The organism is Micromonospora sp. NPDC005161, assembly GCF_053599855.1.
Map to the genome: position 1 here is coordinate 31,839 of NZ_JBSFYQ010000035.1, position 21,360 is coordinate 53,198.

The window sequence follows — 21,360 nt, forward strand, 5'->3', positions numbered from 1 at the left end:
CACCGCATCACCGGCGTGTCCCATGGCGCCACGCCGCGTCGCCCCTTGACCCAGTCCTGGCCTCCACGGTCGCCCTCCGCAGCGACGGCATGCAGCAACGAAGAAAGGAATCCGGAGAAATGGCCGACCCGCAGCAGGCGCGGTACGAGATCATCGGGATCCGGTACGCCTCACTCACCCGGCTCAAGAGTCAAGAATTCCAGTCGTACTGGGTCTACGGCGAGGAGGACGGCCCTAACCATTCCGCACACTACTTCTGGGTGATCCGCGGCGAGGGTCGCACGATCCTCGTCGACACGGGGTTCAGCTCGGAGACGGCAGCGAAGCGCGGCCGCAGCCCCGAGATCGATCCGCTCGAGGCGCTCGCCCGCATCGGCATCGGCATCGCACCGGTGGACGTCGACCACGTCGTCCTCTCGCACATGCACTTCGACCATATCGGGAATCTCGCGAAGTTCCCCCGCGCCTCGGCAACGGTCGCCCGCGCCGAGCTCGACTTCTGGACGGGCGACATCGCCCGGAAGCGACTCTTCTCATGGCTCGTCGTACCGGAGGAGATCGAAACGATCGTGCGATTCCGCGACGAGGGACGCCTCACGCTCGTTGATGACGAACTCGAGATCCTGCCAGGGATCCGGGTGACGCGAGTCGGCGGACATACGGACGGATCGATCATCACTGAGGTGGCAACCGCGGCAGGGCGGACGATCCTCGCCGCCGACGCGCTCCACACGCATGAGGAGCTCGAGAAGGACTGGTCGTACTTCATCTTCTCGAACCTGCCGGAGATGTACCGGGCCTACGACCTCCTACGCCAGCTCGCCGAGACGCCCGGCACGACCGTCGTGCCTGGCCACGACCCCGAGGTCTCGCGCCGATTCCCCTGCCTCAGCGACGCTACCCCTTCGCACTGCACATCAGATGAGCGCGGGCAAGACACGCCCGTCGACAACGACCAGTCGCCCCGACGGCGTCAGCGACGGCTCCGGGCCGGGGCGGCATACGTCCCCTCGGGGGGGGTCTCCAAGGCGTTCTGGTAGATCGCGAGAACGCGGAAGACGAAGTGCACGAACTTCGTGTACGGCGCCACCGCCAAGGACACCATGACCGCAGCGACGTGCACGACCAGCTGCGCGCCGAAGACCGGAGTGTCACGGAAGACAAGGACGAGCAGCCCGGTCACGTTGAGCACGAGAAGGGCGCCCAGGAAGGCGAAGTCGGCGCCCCACATGACGGGCGTCGTCTGGCTGCGGTCACTGCGCAGCTTGAGCCGCGCGAGCCCGATACAGCCCACGATCTGCGCGACACCGCCGATGACGCCTGAGATCACGGGCACCGACAGGTACGGGTACGGCGGCAGGATGCTGAGGAAGTACTGCTCGAAGGCGGCCGACACCGTCGCGAGGAACGTCAGCCCGAAGCCGACCACGACGAGCTGGTGCAGGACCAGGCGGCTGCCGGCCGGTCGCTCGCCGGGGTACGTGCAGCCCTCGTCCGACCCCTTCTGGTGCCGAAGGGTTGCCGCCTGGGCCAGCGCGGCACCCCAGGGTCGGAGCCGGAAGAGGCCACCCGCACCGTGGGTGAACCTCCAGTAGCGCAGGGCTGCCAGGACGATCACGGCGACCGCGAAGACGCTGGGCGCACCGACGAGGCCCAGGAGCAGCCAGTGCTCGATGACGTCGTAGGCCGATCCCGACGTTGCCTCGAACGCGTTGCCGCCGCTGGTCAGGAGGCTGAGCAGGAGCAGCACGACGCTCAGAACCACCGCTGCCCAGATCGCGCCTGCGGGGCTTGCCAGGCGACGGATGCGGGTGGCGCCCCAGATGAACCGCTCGTAGGTGCGGGTGCGCTCGGCCGCGAACAGCTCGGGAGGGTTCACGCCGAACTCGTGTGGTGGCGTGTACATGCAGGCGAGGTAGCAGTCCCTGCAGTCGTGGCAGAGAGGTTGGCCAGGTGGGTCACGTCGGCGGGCGTGAGGTCGACCAGTCGTTCGAGCGCCGGCCACACCGGGCAGTAGCCCGCGCAGTAGCGGCAGGAGTTGCAGATGTCGAGCTGCCGCTTGGCCTCGTCGAAGCCTTCCTGCCAGGCCCCCGGCATACCCAGAACAACGACGCCCATGTCGTGCTGCCTCCCTCCCGGCGATACGCCCCCACACGGTGCCGATGGTCATGCCGAACCCGGCCATGTAGCCGGTCGACAGGATGTTTCCCGACATGATTTCCCCCGCTGCGAAGACGTTCTCGAACGGCGGTCCGTCCACTCGCTGGATCCTGGCGTTCGCGTCGACCTGGACGCCCATGTAGGTGAAGGTGATTCCCGGTCGCATCGGTATGCCGTAGAAAGGCGGGGTGTCGAGCGATAGGGCCCAGTTCGACTTCGGCGGTGTCGAGTCGGCCGCCACACCGTCATGTCCGGACGGGTCGAAACGCGCCAACGCATCGGCCGGCACGTGACGGTTGTAGTCGGCGATGGTCGCCGACGCCCGCTCGGCGTCCAGGCCCAACTGGGCGGCCACCTCGGCGATCGACGCGCCGGAGTAGGTCCCGTACATCGGCGGCACGAACTGCCCCTGCACCTTGGAGTCCCAGAAGGCATAGGCGATCTGTTCGGGCTGGAGCGCGACGTTCCGGCCCCAGATCGCGTAGCGCTTCGGCCAGATGTCCTCGCCCTCGTCGTAGAAGCGCTCGCCGCAGGCGTTGAGCACCACGCCGAACGGGATCGAGTCGATCCGGGTGGCGATCCCGCCGTCGAACTTCGGGCTCCGCGCGTCGACGGCGACAGAGTGGAACCCGCGCTCCTCACCGGCGGTCTCGACGCCCGCATCGAGGAGCCTGGAGAGGACCGAGCCGTCGTTGGTTCGCGGCCCGCGGATGTGGTAGTTCAGCGCCGCGTCTCCCCAGTAGCGCCACACCCAGTCGATGTTGGCCTCGAACCCTCCGCTCGCGGCGACGACACTCGTCGCCTTCAGCCGAAAGCTCCCCTCGGCGATCTGCACGACGACTCCCGTACATCTCGGCCCCTCAAGCTCGAGGTCGGTGACGGTGGCCTCGTAGAGCACGGGAATCCCCAGCTGCTCCACGCGCCGGTAGCAGGAGTTGATGAGTGCCTTGCCGCCGCCGAGGAAGAAGGTGTTGGTGCGGCCGAGATGCAAGGTCCCAGCGAGAGGCAGCTGGAACTGCGCGCCGTGCTCGGTCATCCATGACGGCACGGTCTCGGAGGCGTCCACGGTGAGCCGCGCGAGCTGTTCGTTGGTCGGGCCCTGCCCGACGCTGCAGAGGTCACGCCACACCTCCTCGCGACTGTAGGCGCCGGTGTTCCAATCCGAGTCGGTTCCCGTGGATGCACCGGATGTTGCGGGTGTGACGACTGTTCCCACCGCGGAAGAAGCGGTCCGTGCGCTTTAGGACCAGGACGCTTGCGCCCTCGTCACGAGCCGACAGTGCGCTGACCAGTGCCGCGTTGCCGCCGCCGATCACGATGACGTCCCACGTGTGCGCAACGAGCGACTGCACTCGGTGCGTGCGCTCGGCCTGCTCCGCGAGCCGGTCCCCTCGCGCCATCGTGCTCCCTCCTCGGGCTATCGTCACCCGATAGACCCGCCTTCGGGAGCAGACTGTTTACAGATAACAATAGCCACGAGAACGTCGCCCTGTAAACATGCGTCCCACGGGGCGAGCAGCGCGCGACCGGTCAGGCCTGCCCGCCGGGGGCAGACCGCAGGCGTGGCTCAGCGCACCATGCCGGCGGTGGACCTCAGTCCATCTCCTCGAGGTACGAAGCGAGGGTGTGCTCCATGTGCCGGTCCATGAGCTCGCGCACCGCACCGACGTCCTGGCGCTCGATGAGCTTGTAGATCTGCTCGTGCTCGTCCCACGCCCGCTCGCTGTGTACGAGGACGCCGGGGCTGAAGTACCACCGGGTCTTCTTGACCAGCACGTGGAGGGTGTCGCGAAGCGTGTCGTTGTGCGTCGACTGCGCGAGGATCTCGTGGAAGCGCACCGAGCCGTCGCGGTGGTATTCCCGCGCCCCGTCCACCGAGTGGCTGACCTCGTCGTGCGTTGCCGTGCGTAGCTTCATCGAGGCGATGCAGACCTGGAACTGGTCGAGGTCCTGGGGCGTGCGGTGCTGCGCGGCCTCGCCGGCAGCGAGGACCTCCAGCGTGTGCCGGACGGCGAAGAAATCGGTGGCGGCCTTCTTGTCCCGGTGCGCGACGAAGGCCCCCATCCGCGGACGGATCTCTACCCACCCCTCGGCCGCGAGCTGCTGCAGAGCCTGTCGGATCGGACCGCGGCTGACCCCGAGGGCCTTGGCCAGCTGGACCTCGACGAGCCGGTCCCCTGGGGCCAGCCCGCCCTCGACGAGGTAATTCGAGAGCGCCTCGTAAGCGAGATTGGCGAGCGAGGATTTGTCGCCGATGTTCGCCAGGCCCCTGGGCGCCTGGTCGTCGTCTGGCTCTGCGCCGCGCGGGATCAGCGACTGCACGTCCACCTCGAACCTCTTTCGACGTCGCCCGGCTCCCGGCCGGCCCTAGCGCTCTGATCATCAGTATACCGTCTGCAATCAGCAGCCTCAGCACTCGCGCGACGGCGTGTCCGGCACCCAGGGCGCCGCACAGGCGCCGATGTGGCCGAGACCCTACCGGTCGGCCGGGCGGAACATCGGCAATTGCACCTCCTCGTCGACGCGCTCGAACCACGACTCCACCGGCATACCCTTCACGATCCGATCCGGGTCGACGAGCCCCGCCTGATAGGTCGGCCCCTCCTCGAGCCGGATCGCGGCCACGACGTACGGCGGTTCGAAGGCCTCGAGGTACCTCCGCCGGTAGGTGACCCACCCTTGGACCCGGCCCCGGCCGCTGAGCCGCGCCCACTCCGAGTCGGTGCTCCAGCACATCGGGCACTGCGGCCCCGGCGGCCAGCGCACGTGCCCGCAGTCCAGGCACCGCTGCATGCGCAGCTCACCGGCGCGCGCGTACTCCCAGAAGGGCCGGGTGTCCTCGTCCATCGCAGGCAGGCGGATGTCGTCGGCCATTGCTCAGCGCTCCTTCGCGAGGATGAGGGAGTCGCCGTAGCACGACCCCCACTGCAGGAGCCTCGAGTCTGCGAGCTGCCGCTCCCCGGCGGTTCCGCGCAGCTGGAAGACCATCTCGGCGAGGTGGTTCCACCCCATGAGGTAGGCCTCCGCGAGCAGGCCGCCGTTGGTGTTGACCGGCAGTCTGCCACCGGGCGCGATCCCGCCGTCCGCGCAGAACGCTGGCGCCTCGCCCTCGCCGCAGAACCCGAACCGCTCGAGCGCGTACCAGACGAGCGGCGAAAAGGCGTCGTAGGTGTAGAACGCGTCGATGTCGTCGCGGGCGATGTCTGCATAGTCGTAGACGGCGAGGTCCCAGGCGGACGGGACGAACGTCTCCTCCGGCTGCTGCTGCGCGCCGAGACCGGGCCTGGCCCAGACGAACTCGTCTGGGCCAGAACGAATTCCCTGCATGCCGGCGAGGTGCACCGCGGGCGACGGCGCATCGGCCGCACGCTCGGCAGACGTCACGATGAGGCAGCACGCGCCGTCCGAGACGAGGCTGAAGTCGGGCCGGCGCAGGGGCTCGATGATGTAGCGGCTCGCGAGGTAGTCGTCGAGCCCGAGCGGCTCACGGAGCATGGCCCGCGGGTTGCGCTCCGCGTGACGGCGCATCGCGATCGGCACGTCGCCGAGCTGCTCCTCGGTCGCGCCGTACCTCGCGAGGTAGGTGCTCGCCGACATCGCCGCGCCGCTGCCGGGAGCGGTGAGCCCGTAGTGCGGCGCCTCACCGTGCGGGCCCCCGCCCACGCGGAACGCGTCCGGCCGCTCCTTGCCCCCGAGCTGCACCAGCTGCGAGTACTTCACCGAGCACACCACCGCGACATAGTCGGCGAGCCCCGCCGCGACCGCCATCGCCGCTGCCTGCAGGCAGGCGCCGACGAACCGGCCGTGCGACCACGACTGCATCGCGTACCGCACGCGCAGGCCGAGCCGTTCGCACACCATGTCGTAGTCGGCGCCGAGCGGGTACCCGATGTTGACGAAGAGGCCGTCGACCTGTTCCTTCGCCAGCCCCGCGTCCGCCACCGCGCCACGGATCGCCTCCCCCGCCATCGACAGCACGCTGCGCTCGGGAAACCGCCCGTATGCCGTCAGGCCGACACCCACGATCGCCGTCGCGTTCCGCAGTGGACCCGCCATTGCTCCCGTCCCTTCTCCCGCGCCCGTCGGGTCACGTCCTGGACCCCTTGGCCGGCTCAGCCCCGCGAGACAGCCTTGGACTCGAGGAGCGCGGCGATCTCCGCCTCGTCGATCCCCGACTCCCGGAGCACCTCGACGGTGTGCTCCCCCAGCAGCGGCGCGCGCTCGTACGCGGTGCGTGGCGAGCCGAGCTTGATGGCGGTGCCGACGACGGTCCGCGGGTCGGGGAGGCCGGGGTGCTCGAGCTCGAGGAGCAGGTCGCGGGCCGCCACGTGCGGGTCCGCCAGGATGTCGACGACCGAGTTCACCGGGGCGACCGGCACCCGGCCACCGAGCTCGGCGACGATGTCGGCGACCGGGCGCTGCGACGTCCACTCCTCGACGACCGCCTTCACCGGCAGGCGGTTCCTGCTCCGCGCGGCGCTCGACCCCAGCTCCGGATCATCGGCCAGCTCCGGCCGCCCCATGATCTGGGCGAACAGGTTCCACGCCCGGTCGTGGTGCGCCGCGATCGCGACGTTGCCATCCGCGGCGCGGAACACGCCGAATGGCGCGAAGAAGGGGTGGTCACTGCCCGTCGACTTCGACACGATGTCAGCGTAGGAGTGCTGGTAGACGATGCGCTCGCACAGCGACAGCACGGCGTCGTACATCGCGACGTCGACGAACTGCCCGTCGCCGCCGGAGCGCACGTTGACCACGGCACCGAGGATGCCGACGGCGAGCAGCGCCGCGGGGAAGATGTCCCCGACACCCGGACCGGTCTTCGTCGGTGTGCCGTCCGGCCCGGTCACGCCCATGAGCCCGCCCATTGCCTGGGCGACGATGTCGTACGACGGCCAGGCGGCATACGGGCTCTCGCCGGCCCGCGGACTGCCGAAGCCGCTCAGAGATCCGTAGACGAGCTTCGGGTTGTCCTTGGCGAGCGACTCGTAGCCCAGGCCCAGCCGGTCCATCACGCCCGGGCGGAAGTTCTCCACGACGACGTCGGCGTCGGCGATGAGGCGTCGGAGCAGCGCCACGCCGTCGGCGATCTTGAGGTCGACGACGATGCTGCGCTTGTTGCGGTTGACGCTCTGGAAGTAGCCGCCGAAGGCGCGCAGCTCGTCCTCGGGCGCAAAAGGCCCGACGTAGCGGACGTGGTCGCCTTGGGGCGATTCCACCTTGACGACTCCGGCGCCCAGGTCGGCGAGGAGCATCGTGCAGTACGGCCCGGCCAGCGCGCGGGACAGGTCGATGACCTTGACCCTGTGCAAGGGTCCACCTGCGCTGGCTGTCATTGCCGCCTCCTCGTCGAGTCGACCAGGCCGGCTGGCCGCGCCATTGTAAACAGTATTCGGTTCGCCGTTGGCATGTTTCCAGCCATGGCGCGGGCTGTCAAGGACGCGTCCGCGGGAAGTCGCGTTGAGTGAGCACTCCGTCGCAGTCGTAACAGCGCGGGGGCCGCTCAGCTCCAGCCAAGCCACTCTCTGAAGCCGCAGTCCATGGTCCACTCGAGGTCATCCCCGACGAGGTCCAGCTTTTTGGTGAAGAGTCGAATGACCTCGTCATACGTCAACGTGAGCCGCGTCAGATCGCTGCCCAGGAAAACCCGGCGCGTGGAGTACGCGTCGACGAGGCGTCTGATCCGCGGGTGCAGGCTCGGGAAGGGGAAGGGCTCAGACCCAAATCCGTGAGTAACTTCTTCACGGTCACCGTCTCGCCTTAGCTATCGATGTGTGTCGTTGTCGTGATGGTGTGGGCATGTTGGGGGCCCGGTGCCCGGCGGCCGGATCCGGGATTGTGGTCGTGCGCCAGCGGCGTGGGCTCTTGCCGGCGAGTCCGGCGGTGCGCATCAGCCGGGCGACGCGTTTGCGTCCGTGTCGTAGCCCCTGCTCGGTGAGGTCAGCGTGGATCCGCGGCGCCCCGTAGGTGCCCTTGGACCGTTCGTGCAGAACGGTGATCTTGTCGGTGAGCCGGGCATCGACCCGCTCGCGCTGCGACCGGGCGCCGGTTTTCTGCTGGTAGTAGGCGGATCGGGAGACCTCGAGCAGTTCGCAGGCACGTTTGACGTTGTGCTTGCCGGCCTGCTCCGCGGCGATGAACGGGAAGACGTTCACCGGGTCTCCTTCGCGAAGAAAGCCGTCGCCCGTTTGAGCACATCGACGTCTTCGCGCAGCCTGCGGTTCTCTTTGCGCAGCTGTGCGAGTTCGGCCCGCTCGTCGGTCATCAGCCCGTCGGCGCGGACGCCGGTGTCGAGTTCGGCCTGCTTGACCCACTCACGCACTGCCGTCTCGGTCAGGTCGAAGTCCTGGCTGACCTGCCGGAGCGTGCGGTCACCACGCTGGCACAACTCGACAATCTCGGCCTTGAACTCCGGCGTGAACGAACGCCGAGGCCGTGGCCGCTTCTTTCCCATGCTCTCCATGATGCTGGACATCCTCCCGGAGACCCCCGGTCCCCTGATCTCGGATGTCCGTCAAAACGGGGCAGGCCCACGCTCCAACAGGTCGGCGCACTGCTTGACCGCGTCATGAAGTTCAATCACCCGCTCAACCTGCTCACCAACGCCTCACTTCAGCTGACCATCCGCCAAGTCATCGTGCCGGCGAGGCGGGACCGCGCCAGCCCGCCTGGCAGGAACCGAACCTCTCCGCCACTGGCACAAGACGAGAAGACCACAACGCGTGGTCCAATTGAAGATCCGTTCAAGCACCGTTTGTGGACAATAAGCTGAGGCCCTCAGACATGCGCCGCCGGATGGTTTCAGACGTCGCGGCGCTACGCTTGGTCTTCCACGTAGGTGCGGGTCTGCTTGAGCACCAGATCGACAGCCTCCATACGGGCGTCGGGCGGGTAGCCGTACCGGGCCAGCAGTCGCTTGACCTTGCTGCGGACCAGAGCCTGGGCCTGCTCCCGGATCCACCAGTCGACCGGCAGGTCCTGAAGCTCCTTGACGAGGTCCCTGGCGATCTGCCCCAGCACCCCGTCGCCAAGCATCTCCTTCGCCGACTCGTTCTGCGCGACCGCCGTGTAGAAGGCGTACTCGTCCTCCGTCAGGCCCATCTCGGCAGCCTTGCCGCGGTCGGCCGAGACCTCCTTGGCCAGCGCGACCAGCTCCGCGATGATCTCCGCGGCTGTTAGCCCGCCCGAGGTGTAGCGCTGCATCGTCTTGAGCAGTTTCGCGGTGAACCCTTCCTGGGCGACAACATTGTGGGGGTGGGCCGACCGGACCTCGCGCTCAATCGCTCGACGCAGCGCCTCGATGGCCAAGTTGGGGCGCTGGCTCTCGCGCATTCGACGCATGAAGTCTTCGTCCAGGTGCGACAGGTCGGGGCGCTGGATGCCCGCCGCCTCATAGATGTCGACCACCTCATCCACCGCGATCGCGCTCGCCGTAAGCTGCCGGATCGCCAGCTCCACGTCCGCCGCCGTCGCGAGCCCCCGCTCCGCCCGCTCCTCAGCCCTCAACTTGGCCAGATACAGGCGTACAGCTTCGAAGAACTCCAGGTCCGTCCGCAGTGGCCGAAGCTTGTCCTCACGCGGGCAATTGCTGTAGGCGCGAGCGATCTTGCGGGCGGTGTCGGCGTAGCGATCGGCAAGGGTGGGCTTGCCCTCCTCCAGATCTGGTTCAGGGCTGCGGAGGTAATCCACAACGTCGAGCGCAGCCTGGTAGAAGGCACGCGGTCTGCCCGAGTCGCGCTTGGCCTTCCAGTTGATGCCGTGAAGCTGGCTGCCGATCACGCCGTGCAGCTCAACCACCATGTCAACGGCCGCGCTGATGTCCTTCCCGATCGGCTTCTCATCGACGTCGGTCCGGGTGTACTCGGCGAGCGCCTTGGTGAGGTCGTCGGCAATGCCAAGGAAGTCCACCACCAGACCGCTGGGCTTCTCGCCCCATCGACGGTTGACGCGGGCGAGGGCCTGCATCAACGCCGCCCCGCGCATCGGCTTGTCGAGGTACATCGTGTGCAGCGGCGGCGAGTCGAACCCGGTGAGCCACAGCGACTGAACGATCACCAGTTCCAGCGGATCGTCGGCATCCGTGGCTCTGTGCTGAACCTTCTTAAGCGCGCCGGCCGATCGGACGTGGGTGGCGATCGGCTCCTGATCCTTGGCGCTGCCGGTGTAAACGGCCTTGATCAAGCCTTCGTCGTCGTCCTCGTGGTGCCACTCCGAGCGGATCGCGGTGATCTCCTTGTAGAGGTCAGCTGCGACTTTCCGTGAGTAACAGACGATCATGGCCTTGCCGGGCTTGCCGGTCAGCTTGACCATCCCGGTCCGGCGCCGTTCCCAGTGCTCGACGATGTCCACGGCGAGCTCCCGTATCCGGTCTACGTGGCCCACGACGTCCTCATACTGCGCGAACGCCCGCCGGACGCGCTTGATCTCCTCCTCGTCGAGATCGACGGTCAGATCCTCGGCCTCCTCGTCCAACTCCACCGGGTTCACGCCCTCGGGGAGGTGCACGGGGATGTGCCGGTTCTCGTAGTAGACCCGCACGGTGGCGCCGTCGCGGACAGCGCGGGTCAGGTCGTACACGTCGATGTAGTCGCCGAAGACCGCCCGGGTGTTCGCCTCGGCTCTGGAGATCGGCGTGCCGGTGAAGGCGATGAACGCCGCGTTAGGCAACGCATCGTGCAGGTTCTTGGCGTAGCCGTCGAGGAAGTCGTAGTGGCTGCGGTGCGCCTCGTCCACGACCACGAGCACGTTGCGCCGCTTCGAGAGCAGCGGGAAGTCGATGTTGGCTTCCTTGTCCGCCTTGGAGCGGTTGAACTTCTGCAGTGTGGTGAAGATGATCCCGCCGGACGGCCGATCCAGCAGACGCATCAGCTGCTCCTTCGTGTCCGCCTGCACGGGTGTCTCCGGCAGCAGGTCACTGGCTGCAAAGGTGAGGAAGAGCTGGCTGTCCAGGTCGATCCGGTCGGTGAGCACGACGATGGTCGGGTTACGCAGCGCCGGCTCTTTCATCACCTTCGCGGTGTAGTACGCCATCTCCATGCTCTTACCTGAGCCCTGCGTGTGCCACACGACGCCAATCCTGCCGTTGCCGCCCACCGCCGTGATCGTCTTGTCGACCGCGATGTTGACCGCGAACATCTGGTGAGCCTTCGCGAGTCGTACCGTATCGATCGCGCCACCCCGCTCTCGCGAAAAGGCGGTGAAGTTAACCAGCAGATCTATGAAGACCTTGGGGTCGAACGCCCCACCGATCAGAATTTCCAGCGCCCGACCGTCGCTGACATCGACCGGCTCACCGCACTCGTCGATATCCCACGGTGCCATGTGCTCCCATGCGGTGAAGAGCGTCCCGATCCGAGCGGTGATGCCATCGCTCGCGACCGCGAAGACCGACACCGCGAGGGCGGTCGCACCGAACTCACGCCGATAGGTCATGAGCTGGTCGTACGCCTCGCGAGTTCCGTCGGTCGCGCCAGCCTTCTTGAGCTCGAACACCGCCAGCGGCAGACCGTTCACATAGGCCACAACATCGAGCCGGCGCTTCCGGCGGGCATCCTTGATTGTTACCTGGTTGGCCGCGATCAGGTCATTGTCGTACGAGTCGAGGAAGTCAATCACCCAGGCCGTGTCGGTGCGGTTCTCCCCCGACGTCGGATCAACGTAGCCGACCTTGACGCCACGCGTGAGCAATGTGTGGATCCGGTGCCGCTCCGTGAACGCGTCGGCCGACGTCCGCTTTTCGAACTCGGCCACCACCTCGTCCACGGCGTCCGGCGGCAACCGCGGGTTGATCCGCGCAACCGCCTGGCGAAGACGGCCGTAGAGGATCAGGTCACCCCAGGACTTCCGCGCGCCATGACCCTTGCGCGATGGCGCCAGTTCCGCGCCGGTCATGGGCTGCCACCACTCGCCAAGCTGATCCTTGACATGATGCTCCCACTCGGCCTCGGACTCGTCGTGCGGGGAGGCCGGATCGTCCGACAGGCTCATAGCTTCTCCATATTGGGCGAAAATCCTGGAGTAGTTGCGGAAACGTGCCAAGACACTGTCAGACCGCGTCAGAGACCAACCGCTCGGCGTCCTTGATCCTGAGCTCTCCAGAGATCAACTTCGGCAGCAGCGCGTCCCGGAGTTGGGCGAGTACGACGCCCTCTTCACGAGCCTGCTCGGCCCGCTCTACCAGCGAAGCAACCTGGCCCCTCGTCACATCATTAGTCGCCCGGAGATCAACAACATCAGACCCGAGGACCTCCTCCGGCCGCACACGTTGGTGGCTCTTCGAAGTTCCCGTTACGCGCGCAGCGAGGCGGGAAAGGAATTCACGCTGGCGAGCGACGGCCCAGAGTTCTGCAGTAGTGATGGTTGGATTTGGCGTAAGCACAAGGAACTCGGTTGACGCGAGTGCTGGCACACCGACCTTCGGCTCAACTCGCCAAACTCTCGGAATATCGGGGTTGAGCTTCGACAGCAAGACACTTGGTTCATCCACCACGAATTTAGTACTCAAGATCTTTCCCGGAGAACAGACGTCCGGTACTTGGCCGTTGTCGAACGCCGGAAGACTGTGATGCGCCACCGCTGGGACGTTGAGGGTGGACGGCATTACTTGGATTCTGCGCAACCTACACAGCGACGAGAGGCTGGTTCGAGACGACCACCGCTCTTCCGAAAAGAGAGAAAGCGCCAGGGCGCAGCTCGTATCGGCGATCCGCTCGTTGACCGCGATCTTGTCATCCAAAGCAGAAAGAGCGTCGGCTATTGCATGTTGTTCTTGCTTAGAGGGAAGGGTTATGACGAGTTCACGTGCGGATCCGATATTGAAGTGCTGCTGAACGGCCCCCACAGTGTGAGCCATGACAAACGATGCGGCAGTTGCGTTGATCGAATAGCAGAGAAATCTTGCGTCAATCTCAGCGCCCGGGCGGACAATGATCAGATCTGAGCAGTTTACTGGCCCCAGTCCGCTAGGGATAAGTGCAGCCGCGCCAGGAATCCCTGTGCGCACAATCACGATATCCCCAGGATTCAGTTGCGATTTTCGAAGACGTTCATGAAATTCTGCGGGAATCCATGTGCAATTAGCGAGGTCAAGTCGTCCTGGTCGGACGTTCTGCGAGCGCAGGAATAGAACTCCTTGACTCACATACTCAGACGCCATGGAGCCGACGTGCCCCACTGTTATCTGAGTACAGACCTCGTAAAGCCTTACATTCCGCCACTCAGACATGGATCCTCCCCAGCTGCTCACGGACGACAGCCTCGAGACGAGCCGATTCGTCAAAGTGCGCGTACAGCTCCTTCTGCAGCCGCTCGATCTGTTCGGCGATCGGTTCGTCGTTGGAGGTATCGACCTCGGCCGCGCCGACGTAGCGGCCCGGCGTGAGGATGAAGTCGTGTTCACGTATTTCGTCCAGCGTGGCTGACTTGCAGACGCCGGGCAGGTCTGTGTATTCGATCGTCTTGTCGGTGCCGCGCCAGGCGTGGTAGGTGCTGGCGATACGGCGGATGTCGTCGTCGGTGAGTTCGCGCTCGGTGCGATTCACCATCGTGCCCATGTTACGGGCGTCGATGAAGAGCAGCTGGTTGGTACGGTTGGCGAGCCGCTTCGATCCCTGTGGGCTCTTGTCTCGGGATAGGAACCACAGACAAGCTGGGATCTGGGTGGAGCGGAAGAGTTGACCGGGGAGCGCGACCATGCAGGCGACGAGGTCACCCTCCACCATCGCCCGGCGAATGTCGCCCTCGCCGGACTGCTTGCTAGACATAGAGCCATTGGCGAGGACGATGCCGGCACGGCCCTTCGGCGAGAGCTTGTGGGCCATGTGCTGCAGCCAGGCGTAGTTGGCGTTGCCGACCGGCGGGATGCCGTACTCCCAGCGGGGGTCCATGACGAGCCGGTCGCCGCCCCAGTCGGAGATGTTGAACGGTGGGTTGGCCATGACGACGTCGGCGCGCAAATCGGGGTGCTGGTCTTCGTGGAAGCTGTCGGCCCACTTGGTGCTGAGGTTGGCCTCGATGCCGTGGATGGCGAGGTTCATCTTCGCCAGCCGCCAGGTGTTCTGATTGAGCTCCTGGCCGAACACCGAGATCTCGAACGCCTTGCCGCCGTGGGTTTCGATGAACTTCTCGGCCTGGACGAACATGCCGCCGGAGCCGCACGCCGGGTCGTAGACCCGTTCGCCTGGTTGCGGTTCGAGGATCTCGACAATGAGCTTGACGATGCTCTTCGGGGTGAAGTATTCGCCACCGCGTCGGCCCTCGGCCAGCGCGAACTTCTCCAGGCAGTATTCGTAGACCTCGCCGAGGACATCGCGCGCGCTGCGGCGTTGGCCGTCGGCGTCGAACTGGTCGCGGAAGCGGAGCTTGTGGATCAGGTCGACGAGTTCGCCTAGGCGCCGCTCGTCAACACCTCGGCCGTTGTAGAGACCCTGCGGCAGGGCACCTCTGAGGTCGGGGTTGGCGTCACCCACGGCCTTCATCGCACCGTCGAGGAGTTGGCCGATGCTGGTCTGCCCAGCGGCGGTCTTGGCACGGTGGGCGAGGGACTCCCAGCGGGCGGCCTGCGGGACCCAGAAGACGCCGCGGCCGGCGTATTCGTCCTGGTCTTCCAGCAGTGCCTGCCGGTTATCCTCGGGGATGCCCTCTGCCTCCAGCTCCGTCTCGATCTGCGCCCGCCGTTCGTCGAACGCGTCCGAGGTGTACTTGAGGAAGATGAGGCCGAGCACGAAATGCTTGTACTCGGCGGCGTCCATGCTGCCGCGCAGCTTGTCGGCCGACTTCCACAGGGTGTCTTTCAGGTCGGCCGACTGCGGCTCTACCGGCTTGCGCGCGCGTGGGGGCACTATCTCGTCTCCTCAGATATTCGTGTTCGACGCGTGGGGCTTGAAGCGGAGGATCATCGCCCCGTCGGCGACGCCGGCGGCGATCCGCTGACGGACCAGATCCAACGCCGCAGCCTGGTTGCGGGCCCGTTCCGCCAGATCGTTGAGCATCATGGACGCTTGATCGAGGTGGTCGTAGTCGCTGGCGGTCAGCACGGGGATCTCCAGCTGGTTCAGGGCCACGCTGCGCACGCGCGGACCGGTGCGTGCCGCGTTGCGTGCCGCGCCGAGCAGGGCCGCCAGCGCGTACGGCCCGATCCATGCCTGCTGGGGCTCGTCGCGGTACAGGGACGAGTGTTTGACGTAGCCGGGGATACGCAAGCCCTGTACGGGGGTGAGCAGGACACTGCCGCCGATAGCGTCGACCATGACGCGAAGCTGGTCGCCGGCCATGACGACCACGTCGCCCGGTTCGGTGATCGCGGCTGCGCCGTACTGCCCGAGTGTCAGAACATCGATGCGACGCTCGCCGACGGGCACCTCTCCGAGTAGCTCTTCGCGACCCAGAATCCGTTGTCCGCTGCGACCCAGATCGGCATCGGGAATGCGATGGCCCGGCAGCCGGATGAGCTGCCGACCGCGTAGCAGTTCGCCGACCGTGCGGTACGCGATGCCCTGCGCGCGAGTGGTGACCCCGATCCGTTCCAGCGTGGTGGTCGCGTCATCCACGCTCGTTCTGAAGGTTGCCATCGCGGACTCACGTGCCCGCACCGCCTCCACCACGAGGTCCTCAGGTGCCGCCTTCGGTGCCAGCAGATGCGACGGCAGGAGCGACCGCCTGCCCATTAGCTCGGACACGGGAATCGCCGTGCATGGCTCAGCTTCGCGCGACTCCCGCGACCCGCACACGAGCCGCGTAGTCTGCTCGACCCATGACCCGCCGTACCGGGACCGGACCTGGTCGGCATCGCAGACAACGACGTCTCGGGTCGTATCGCCCTCGTCGGGTGCCAACACCAACAGCACAAGGTCCGTGCCGCCGATGAAGCGGTGAATGTGGCGAGGCAGTTGAATGATCGCGCGAACGCAACCTCGACGCACGAGTTGCTCGCGTACCCACGTCACCGGAAGCCGGCGCGACATCCCCGTGCGCGTCAGCGTCCATTCCGGCACAACGGCGAACCCAACGCCCTCGTCGCTGAGGCACTCCACCACTCGAGAGGCCCAGGACAGCGGGTGTTCCTCATGGTGTTCCTGCTCGCCGGGCTGGAACGGCGGGTCAACAAACACAAGGTCCGAACCCGAGAGACTGACCGTGTCCTGTCCGTCGGCGAGGACCATGACCATCTGGTGGCCGTGGCAGAAGGACCTCAGACGCAGCCACCTTGCCGCCACCGGGTCTGCCTCGGCGCACCGGATCTCGCGTGGGCGGCCGGCGGCCATCATGGCGGTGAGCAACTTCCCTGGGCCGGCCGCGAGATCAGCTACTGCAAGCTCGGTGAGATCTCCCAGCATCTCGTTCGCCAAGCGCAGGATCAGGTCGCAGATCTCGGGGGGCGTCTCAACCGGGCCACCGGACCAGCCACGACGACCAGCTGCGGAGAGCACCTCCTCGGCCGCGGCCGCCGCACCAAGCTCTGAGACCAGACGCTCGACATCATCAAGCATCGACAACGCTGTTTGGCCGCGAGCGCCGACATGGCTGAGCAGCCCGACGAGATCGGGGTGCTCAGCCTCGGCTCTGACGCACAGCTCCGCGAGAGCGGCGAGGTCGGCGGACAGTGGGCGTTGATGGGCCACTCGCAACGCGATCAACTCGAGCGCGACGTCGGCAAACGTGTCGGGATCGAGCTGGGTCTCATCGAGACTGCCACCACGGTCCATGCTTGCCCGGAATCTGTCTCCGTAGGTGACAGCCGCTGAGCCACCCTCACGCGGAGCCGGCACCGGCCGATGGTCCAGCCACCGGGCAACTTCATCCGAATCAAAGAGTGGCTGGCCAGGCGAACCGCCTACCGGATCAGGAAAGTCAAGATGCCGCCGCCTCCAATTGCTGACGCTGGGACGACGCACCTGGGCAAACCTGGCGATCTGCCCCAGCGAAACCGTCGACGACATTTGTCCCCACCTCCTCCCACCCGTCCGGTTGTCCGCGCCGCGACACTACCGACGGAGGACGAACTAGAGCAAGCTGCGCTCGGTGATAAGGGGGGTTATCTGACCTTGACTTTGATGCGTTGATAGCCGGGTTTCTCACGACGCGTTGTCGCCTGTCTGCTGGCCTGCCGCTCTTATGAGATGCGGCACCGGGGTGGCCACCACCGCCAGCCCCGGCCGACGCCATCAGACCCGTCAAGGAGAACAGCATGCGCAAGACCACCACCCTCGCCCTGATCGCCACCGGCCTCGTCGCGTTGGGCTGCGGCTCCGGCACCACCGACAACGCCGGCAGCTCCGGCGGCGGTGAAGGCGCCAAGGGCGACGACAAGCCCGCCAAGACCGCGAAGGTCGGCCAGCCTGCCCGGGACGGCAAGTTCGAGTTCACGGTGAAGTCCGCCAAGTGCGGCGTCGCCAAGGTCGGCAGCGACCTGCTCGGCCAGAAGGCGCAGGGCCAGTTCTGCCTGGTCACCGTCAACGTGAAAAACATCGGCAAGGAAGCGCAGATGTTCGACGGCAGCAGCCAGAAGGCGTATGCCGCGGACGGCACCGAGTACTCCTCCGACACCGGCGCCGCCATCTACGCCAACAAGAACGCCGAGACGTTCCTCAACGACGTCAACCCCGGCAACCAGGTCACCGGCGTCGTGGTCTTCGACATCCCGAAGAAGGTCGCGCTCGCCAAGCTCGAGCTGCACGACTCGCCGTTCTCCGGCGGCGTCACCGTCGCCCTGAGCTGACCATCCGGCGCCGGGGGCGGGATCCGCGAAGCCCGCCCCCGGCGCACCCCTCCCCCGCACCACCGCCATCCCGATTCTCAACGCGAGGAGATCGACGTGCGCCGTGCGAGTCAGCCGATCACGACCAGACCGACCAACCGCAGTGTCGTCCGCAAGGACGTCACCCGTCCGCCCTTCGACGCTCCCACCCTGTTCGACCTCGACCTGCCTGAACGGCCGGAGGGCACCTACCTGACGTCGGTCTACCAGCTCGAACGGGTGGCGCCGACCACCGACGGTCTGCACGACGCAGTGGACCACCGGTATGTGCGCAAGCACGACTTCATGGTCGAGGAACGCCTGGTGGCGGGCGCGCCGGCCCTGCTGGTGCATGGGACGGTGCCGCGCGAGCGGGCCGACTGGTGTGACGTGTTGGCCTCGTTGACCGGGGAGACGATCGACCTGGGGTTCAGCAGCGGCGGTGCCGCGCTGCTCGTCGCGGTCGACGACCATGTCTACGCGCTCGCCTACGGCACCGTCGGCCGTCACATGGTCGACCTGGACCTTGCCAACTCCGGCTTCGGGATCGGCTTCGCGGTGCGCTCGCTCGCCCCCGACGAGATCAAGCAGGTACGCCGGCGGGTGTTCGGCACCACCGGCCGGGTCGACCGCAACATGGTGCCGGGCGGCCAGCACATCCGGATGTACGGCATCGACAAGTGGGGCGAGATCGTCGGCCAGGTCTGCGGGCGCACGTTCAATCCGAACCTGACTGTCTTTCGGTCCACGGGCAAGGCCACCCCGGTCGAGGGCAGCGATGCCCTGCGTATCCACCTCGGCGTCGAGCCCGCGAGCCTGCTCGCTGACCTGCGGGAGATCAACCGGGTCTGCAAGCAGGAGTCGCCCTTCGCGGACCTGGAGTTCATCACCCAGATCCGTCCGGTGCCGGCCCGGGACCCACGGCTCTCTCAGGTGGAGCAGCAGTTGGACCGCCTGCTCGCGTCACCGGATCCGGCGGAGGTGGGGCTGGCCGTACCTGGCCGGGTCTTCAGCGAGATCGAGCGGATCCAGTCGTACAAGCTGCGGGTGCCGAAGTCCGGCCTCAGTCCGGCGCTCCTGCCGGAACTCACGCTGGCGGACGTCCTCACCCAGACCGGTGGCGTCCCCGACGGCGAGCGGTGGGCGTCGCTTTGCAACGGGCGCGTGACCCTCTACGCCGACGCGACCGGCGACGAGACGATTGGCTCGACGGCCGCCTCGCGGTGGATCACCGCGCAGCTCGCCCACGGTGAGAGTCAGCTCCTGCTGCACGAGGGCGGCTGGTACGAGATCGGCGACCGGCACAGGGAGTTCCTCCGCCACGAGATCGAGCAGATCCTGGCCGGGCCGGCCAGCATCACACTCCCGGCCTGGACCGCCGACCTGGCGGACGAGGAGAAGTACAACGTCCACGCCGCGAGTGTCTGCGGTCTGACCCTGCTGGACCGGCGGCTGCTGCGGACGAGCCAGCACCACCGCGGCATCGAGGCCTGCGACCTGCTCGGGCCCGACGACGAACTGATCCACGTCAAGCGGGCCAAGGGCAGCTCGGCGTTGAGCCACCTCTTCGCGCAGGGCGAGGTGTCGGTCGACGCGCTGCGGTACGAGGCCGACGCCCGCGCCGCGCTGGTCGAGATGGTCCGTCGGCAGCCGTCGGGGCGCGTCATCGACCCCGGCTTCCGGCCGCGCAAGGTCATCTACGCGATCGCCCTCGGCTCCGGCAAGCCGCTCACCGTGAAGTCGCTCTTCACCTTCGCCCAGGTCGCGCTCTACCGGGCGATGAAGTCCCTTCGCAACGAGGGCGTCGAGGTCGAGGTCGTCGGCATCCCGTCGGCCTGACCCGTCTGCGACAGCAGGTCCACTCCCGTCCCCGCCAATTCAGAGCCGTCCCAACCCAAGCCGCCCCGGCTGAACCACTGGTTGCCGGGCCGACTACCCCTGACCCAAGGAGAGAAACCATGGCCCAGCCCGAGTTCCGGCCGGAGTCGGACCCCGAGCCCCAGTCCGAGCCGGGCACGCCCGACACCGGCAGCCTCCTACCCGTCGCTCGTAAGAGGAAGCCCCTGATCGGGTGGATCGTCGGCGGGGTCGTCCTGGTGCTGCTCCTCTGCTTCGGCGGCTGCGGCGCGCTGCTGGCCACGACCAACAGCGGGGACAAGTCCCGCCAGGGCAAGGCCGCTGCTTCGGCTGCTCCGACGTCGTCGGCAACCACCTCGGCCCCGACCACTGCCGCCGCTGCGCCCGCCAGGACCGAACCGCCGCTCCCCACCTACGAAACCCCGACCAAGAACGACTTCAAGCTCAAGGTCAAGGTCCTGAGCAAACAGTGCTTCGGCAGCGCCGGTTGCAACATCACCTACCGGATCAACGTCACCTACACCGGTACCGGGCTCGATCCGTCCAAGACGTACGAGGTGACCTATCAGGTGAAGGGCGCCGAGGATCCGATCATCAACACGTTCGAGGTGACCGGAGACTCTGCCTCCGTTCAGCAGGAGGAGATGGCCAGTACCAAGCGCTCCGGCGACAAGCTGACCGCTGTCGTGACCGACGTGTCGGAGCTGTGAAAACTCAATCAGCGTGTCCCCATCACGAGACGTCAGGAGGCGTCGTGCGTCCCGATGAGTTTCTCCGCACCCTGGCCCTGCTCCCCCCTCCCCTGCACGACCGCGCTCTCACCCTGCGCGCCTTCACCCGCCCCACTCGCTGCGACGACTGCCAGCGCATCGGCGACGCCGTCCGCCTGGCCCTCACCGCCGCCCACTACGACGAGCTGACCTCCGCCGGCGAGCTGCTCGACACTGCCGAGCGGCTGGCCGTCGACCACGGCATCCACCGCCGGTCCGGCGACGAACCGCAGCGCGGTCGCGGCCGGGTGGTCCGCTGGGCGACGACGTCCGCGCCGCTGGTGGCCGCGACCGACGCCAGCTGGAAGGGCCGCGTCGGCGGCATCGGGTACGTCGTCAGCGATGGCCACTACGGGCTGCTCGGTCGGGGCACCGGCCGGCTCGACCCGACCGGCGCCTCCCGGGTGCTGATCAACGAGCTGCGCGCGGTCGACTACCTGCTGACCGGGTACGACGAGGCGCCGGTGGGCATGACGGTGCTGCTGGACTGCCTCGCCGCCCTGCGATACCTGCACCGCTGGCAGGCCGGCGATACCGATGCGATGCCGGCCGGCTACAGCCTGCGGGAGCGTCGCTGGTCGGACCAGCCCACCCTGGTCCGGCTCGCCGAGCAGGTGGCCCGCCGCCCCGACCTGACGTTCGCGCACGTCAAGGGGCACAACGGCCACGCCCTCAACGAGGCCGCTGACAGCCTGTCGCACATGGCCCGCCGCCGGCGGGAGGAGTCCTTCGACCTGCGTCCTCGGGCGCACGCCCTGGTCGACGCATTCCTGCGCGACTGGCACGCGAACGCCACGCTTTGACCGCTCCCCGGGTGCCCGGAGCGGCCGACGTTGAACC

The 21,360-nt window shown here is 67.0% G+C and carries 17 protein-coding genes; 5 read left to right on the forward strand and 12 right to left on the reverse strand.

The window, feature by feature from the left end; translation table 11 throughout:
- Positions 1-119: 119 nt before the first annotated feature.
- The gene (locus tag ACWD5O_RS27560; protein ID WP_450087032.1) at positions 120-1,040 is read left to right on the forward strand and encodes an N-acyl homoserine lactonase family protein; all 921 of its coding nucleotides are present in this window, start codon (positions 120-122) and stop codon (positions 1,038-1,040) included.
- On the opposite strand, the gene tcuA is transcribed toward ACWD5O_RS27560, so the two are convergent.
- The 12 genes from tcuA to ACWD5O_RS27620 form a co-directional block, all read right to left on the reverse strand.
- On the reverse strand, positions 974-3,376 hold the full coding sequence (gene tcuA / locus ACWD5O_RS27565; protein ID WP_450087033.1) for an FAD-dependent tricarballylate dehydrogenase TcuA: 2,403 nt from the start codon (positions 3,374-3,376) through the stop codon (positions 974-976). The genes ACWD5O_RS27560 and tcuA overlap by 67 nt on opposite strands.
- Positions 3,279-3,560, reverse strand: a complete 282-nt coding sequence (locus tag ACWD5O_RS27570) for an FAD-binding protein (RefSeq protein ID WP_450087034.1) — start codon at positions 3,558-3,560, stop codon at positions 3,279-3,281. Before ACWD5O_RS27570 ends, tcuA begins: the two co-directional genes overlap by 98 nt.
- A 193-nt stretch (positions 3,561-3,753) precedes the next feature.
- Positions 3,754-4,488 carry a GntR family transcriptional regulator gene (locus ACWD5O_RS27575; protein WP_450087035.1) on the reverse strand — a complete coding sequence of 245 codons (735 nt, stop codon included), beginning with the start codon at positions 4,486-4,488 and terminating at the stop codon, positions 3,754-3,756.
- Between the two features lie 147 nt (positions 4,489-4,635).
- Complete coding sequence (locus ACWD5O_RS27580; RefSeq protein WP_450087036.1) at positions 4,636-5,034, reverse strand: Zn-ribbon domain-containing OB-fold protein; 399 nt, start codon at positions 5,032-5,034, stop codon at positions 4,636-4,638.
- A gap of 3 nt (positions 5,035-5,037) precedes the next feature.
- Positions 5,038-6,216 (reverse strand): thiolase family protein, encoded by a 1,179-nt coding sequence (locus ACWD5O_RS27585; protein ID WP_450087037.1) that lies wholly within the window; start codon positions 6,214-6,216, stop codon positions 5,038-5,040.
- A 56-nt stretch (positions 6,217-6,272) separates the two neighbouring features.
- Positions 6,273-7,472 (reverse strand): CaiB/BaiF CoA transferase family protein, encoded by a 1,200-nt coding sequence (locus ACWD5O_RS27590; RefSeq protein ID WP_450087038.1) that lies wholly within the window; start codon positions 7,470-7,472, stop codon positions 6,273-6,275.
- Between the two features lie 435 nt (positions 7,473-7,907).
- The gene (locus tag ACWD5O_RS27595; RefSeq protein WP_450087039.1) at positions 7,908-8,315 is read right to left on the reverse strand and encodes an IS3 family transposase; all 408 of its coding nucleotides are present in this window, start codon (positions 8,313-8,315) and stop codon (positions 7,908-7,910) included.
- A complete protein-coding gene (locus ACWD5O_RS27600) occupies positions 8,312-8,635 on the reverse strand; it encodes a transposase (RefSeq protein WP_450087040.1) in 324 nt (107 codons plus the stop codon). Before ACWD5O_RS27600 ends, ACWD5O_RS27595 begins: the two co-directional genes overlap by 4 nt.
- A gap of 341 nt (positions 8,636-8,976) precedes the next feature.
- The gene (locus ACWD5O_RS27605; protein ID WP_450087041.1) at positions 8,977-12,147 is read right to left on the reverse strand and encodes a type I restriction endonuclease subunit R; all 3,171 of its coding nucleotides are present in this window, start codon (positions 12,145-12,147) and stop codon (positions 8,977-8,979) included.
- 58 nt (positions 12,148-12,205) lie between these two features.
- Positions 12,206-13,384 (reverse strand): restriction endonuclease subunit S, encoded by a 1,179-nt coding sequence (locus tag ACWD5O_RS27610; RefSeq protein ID WP_450087042.1) that lies wholly within the window; start codon positions 13,382-13,384, stop codon positions 12,206-12,208.
- The gene (locus ACWD5O_RS27615; protein WP_450087043.1) at positions 13,377-14,999 is read right to left on the reverse strand and encodes a class I SAM-dependent DNA methyltransferase; all 1,623 of its coding nucleotides are present in this window, start codon (positions 14,997-14,999) and stop codon (positions 13,377-13,379) included. Before ACWD5O_RS27615 ends, ACWD5O_RS27610 begins: the two co-directional genes overlap by 8 nt.
- Before the next feature lie 12 nt (positions 15,000-15,011).
- The gene (locus ACWD5O_RS27620; RefSeq protein ID WP_450087044.1) at positions 15,012-16,862 is read right to left on the reverse strand and encodes a hypothetical protein; all 1,851 of its coding nucleotides are present in this window, start codon (positions 16,860-16,862) and stop codon (positions 15,012-15,014) included.
- Positions 16,863-17,344: 482 nt separating this feature from the next.
- Here ACWD5O_RS27620 and ACWD5O_RS27625 point away from each other — a divergent pair, with 482 nt between their 5' ends.
- From ACWD5O_RS27625 to ACWD5O_RS27640, 4 genes are all read left to right on the forward strand, one after another.
- Complete coding sequence (locus ACWD5O_RS27625) at positions 17,345-17,875, forward strand: DUF4352 domain-containing protein (RefSeq protein WP_450087045.1); 531 nt, start codon at positions 17,345-17,347, stop codon at positions 17,873-17,875.
- 96 nt (positions 17,876-17,971) lie between these two features.
- The gene (locus tag ACWD5O_RS27630; protein ID WP_450087046.1) at positions 17,972-19,732 is read left to right on the forward strand and encodes a DUF6119 family protein; all 1,761 of its coding nucleotides are present in this window, start codon (positions 17,972-17,974) and stop codon (positions 19,730-19,732) included.
- A gap of 119 nt (positions 19,733-19,851) precedes the next feature.
- Positions 19,852-20,460, forward strand: coding sequence for a hypothetical protein (locus tag ACWD5O_RS27635; protein WP_450087047.1), 609 nt, complete (start codon positions 19,852-19,854; stop codon positions 20,458-20,460).
- Positions 20,461-20,504: 44 nt separating this feature from the next.
- Complete coding sequence (locus ACWD5O_RS27640) at positions 20,505-21,323, forward strand: RNase H family protein (RefSeq protein ID WP_450087048.1); 819 nt, start codon at positions 20,505-20,507, stop codon at positions 21,321-21,323.
- Positions 21,324-21,360 lie beyond the last annotated feature (37 nt).